Consider the following 3434-nt stretch of genomic DNA (forward strand, 5'->3'; position numbering starts at 1 on the left):
TGGCGAATGGGCAGATGATATTTGGGCGCAGCTTCAAATACCATCGCCCACGAGGCGTACTCACGGCCGGTTCCTCAGAGCCGAATGCGTTGATGACAATTGGCAAAGGCGGGCGCACCGAACCCAACACTCGCGCCACCACGCAAGAATTGTTTGATGGACTTGAGGCCCAGAGTCAGAACCGTCAGAACCGATGGCCGTCCTTGAATTTCGATCTGGGGTCGATCAACGGCATACTGTCACCGTTTCTCTCTGCCGGTTTCTACTACAAGACCTTCATGTGGCCTGCGAGCTTCTGGGAGAAAGTCTACGAGCCTTTGATCCGCAAAGCGGCGGGGCTTGGCAAGGCTTCATACGAGCGGGACCCTGACACCTATGACAAGCGCTGGGCTCATTGCGACCTGCTTGTAGTCGGTGCTGGCCCGGCAGGGTTGGCGGCAGCGATTACGGCAGCTCGCGCGAACGCGCGCGTGATCATAGTAGACGAGCAATCCGAGCTTGGTGGCTCCTTGCTTTCATCCAAGGCACGGATCGGATCCGAAAGCGCCCCAGGGTTCGCGATACTTCTGGATGACGAACTGAACAGCCTCCCGAATGTCCAGGTCATGACCAGGACGACCGTATTCGGTGCTTACGACGACGGGGTGTTCGGCGCGGTTGAAAGAGTGCAAAAACACGTTGCTTCACCTGACCTGGTCAGACCTGTCGAGCGACTATGGCGCATTGTTGCAAAGCGCTCGATCATCGCCACCGGTGCCGAAGAACGGCCACTGATCTTCGGAGGTAATGACACTCCTGGTATAATGCTGGCTGGCGCCATGCGGACGTATCTCAATAGATACGCGGTTGCTCCAGGAAAAAAAACCGCGATCTTTACCACGAATGATAGCGGGTATGTGCTTGCCCGCGATCTTGAGGCAGCAGGTGTCCATGTCACAGCGATCGTAGACACTCGACCCGATATTCCTAGAAACTTTTCACTCGAAGCCCGCATCCTCCCAGCGGCCTTCGTAAGCGGGGCCGGCGGTGGAAAGGTGCTTAAAAGAGTGACCATCAGTCAGGGCGGGCAGGCAGAAACGATAGAGGTAGATGCACTGGCGATGGCTGGTGGATTCAATCCTTCGATCCATCTTGCGATGCACCGCGGCTCCAGACCCGTCTGGTCCAATGAGCATGGAGCGTTCGTCGCTCCAGACGGGCTCAAGTCTGTATATGTGATCGGCTCAGCGCGCTGCGTGGCCAGTCTGTCGGAATGTTTGGTGGACGGCGCCGCCGTTGGCGCTCGGGTTGTTCGCGATCTTTCTTATGAAGCAAACCCGGCTGATTTCGGTACTGTCGATGGGGAGGACGCATATCTGACTGCCAAGCCTGTCTGGTCAATGCCTTCGACGCGAGGAAAGGCATTTGTCGACTTCCAGAACGACGTGACCGAGAAAGACATAAATCTTGCTGTCCGCGAGGGTTATAGCCACGTCGAACTCACGAAGCGCTATACCACAAACGGCATGGCGACCGATCAGGGAAAACTCTCAAACGTCAACGCTATAGGTCTCATCGCAGAGGCTCGCGGAATCTCCCCCGGTGACGTCGGGACTACGACATATCGACCGTTCTTCTCTCCCGTTTCTGCCGGTGCCCTGGCCGGCGCGCATCACGCTCGTCATTATCAGCCCGCTCGACGCTCACCACTTCATGCATGGGCAGCAAGGAATGGAGCGAGGTTTATCGAATCTGGCCTCTGGTACCGGTCATCATGGTTCCCGCGTGAAGGTGAGACCAATTGGCGCCAAAGTGTTGATCGAGAAGCTCTCAACGCTCGGGTGAATGCGGGTATTTGTGATGTCTCCACGCTAGGGAAGATCGAAGTGTGGGGGCAGGACGCAGCGGAATTTCTTAACAAGGTCTATTCGAACAACGTAGGCACTATCCCCGTGGGCAAGGCCAGGTACGGCCTGATGCTGCGCGAGGATGGGATGGTCTATGACGACGGAACCATTAGTCGACTGTGGGAAGATGGCTTCTTCATCACCACTACCACCGCTCACGCCGCTGGCGTGATGAACCACCTTGAGTTCTGCGCCCAGGTACTATGGCCAACGCTGGATGTTCGGCTGGCTACGGTCTCGGACCAATGGGCGCAGCTATCCATCGCCGGACCGAAGTCGCGCGTGATCTTGCTCAAGGTCGTCGACGACGACATTTCGAACGAAGCGTTTCCGTTCATGGCGGCACGCGAAGTCTCGTTGTTGGACGGCCAGGTTCATGGGCGGCTCTTCCGAATCTCTTTCTCTGGGGAATTGGCTTACGAACTCGCAGTGCCAGCGGGTTTCGCCGATATTGTTGCGGATATCTTGGTGGATGCGGGTCGTGAGCACGGCCTCATGCCATACGGGATCGAAACTCTCGGTGTACTTCGTATCGAGAAGGGTCACGTCACGCACAACGAGATCAATGGGACTGTAGTGCCTAAAGATCTGGGCTTCGGTCGGTTGGTTTCGTCCAAGAAGCCGGATTTCATCGGGCGCAAAATGTTGGAGCGAGAGGGGCTCAGTCATTCGGACCGGTTAGCGCTCGTCGGGGTCCGACCGCTCGACCCGAACAAGCAATTCCGAACCGGGTCACACATCTTGGCGAAGGGTGCATCGGTCTCCCTCGAAAATGATCAGGGATATGTCTCGTCAAGCGCGTACTCCCCACACATTCAGTCAACAATCGGCCTGGCACTCGTCAAGCGCGGGACCGAGCGTCATGGCGAAGAAGTCCTCGTCTGGAACGGTCTCTACAACGAGTTCACACCGGCGCGGCTCTGTAATCCCGTATTTGTCGATCCCGCCAATGAGAAACTCCATGTATAGCCAAGAACGCTCCATCCGCCGCGATGTGCTGGTTGATAAGAGGCCCCTTATAAGCTCGGGCCTCAAAATACGTCCTATCCCCGAGGGGACGATCGTTCATCTTCTCGGACATCCGCACAACCCAGAGGGCCCTGACCTTGGTGGGCTTTCTGCCGGCGCTTCATGTGAGTTGCGCCCCGTTTCCCCATCCCAATGGTTTCTGATCGCGAACGAAGTGTGGGGGGCTGACAGGCATCAGGCCGTGGCGAAAGAGCTGCGACCCAAATACTCCTCCGTAGACCAATCCCATGGTCGCGTTCGAATTCTATTAGAAGGCAAACATGTTGGCGCCCTTTTGTCGAAGGGTTCAGGTGCCGATTTTTCAGACGCCGCTTTCGCACCAGGGAAAGCGATAGTGACACTGCTCGGGCGCATAACTATTCATGTGACCCGCCTCGATCAGGAACGTTGGGAAATCATCGTCCTCAGGACACTGGCAGAAAGTGTCTACGACGACTTGATTCAGATGGGCGCAGAGTTCAGCGCCTAACACCAACAACGCAATTCAGTCTCAGAATCTGATGCTCGGCTCAGCGGTCG

At 56.6% G+C, this 3434-nt stretch carries 2 protein-coding genes; both read left to right on the forward strand.

The annotated features are described in order from the left end of the window. The coding region (locus tag DH08_RS12670) for a sarcosine oxidase subunit alpha family protein (protein WP_192179635.1) at nt 1–2855 on the forward strand (2855 nt) is incomplete at its 5' end. Next, nucleotides 2848–3384 carry a sarcosine oxidase subunit gamma gene (locus tag DH08_RS12675; protein WP_192179524.1) on the forward strand — a complete coding sequence of 179 codons (537 nt, stop codon included), beginning with the start codon at nt 2848–2850 and terminating at the stop codon, nt 3382–3384. The genes DH08_RS12670 and DH08_RS12675, both read left to right, overlap by 8 nt. Nucleotides 3385–3434: the final 50 nt, after the last annotated feature.

Source organism: Mesorhizobium amorphae (assembly GCF_014843845.1).
GTDB classification, from domain to species: domain Bacteria; phylum Pseudomonadota; class Alphaproteobacteria; order Rhizobiales; family Rhizobiaceae; genus Mesorhizobium; species Mesorhizobium amorphae_A.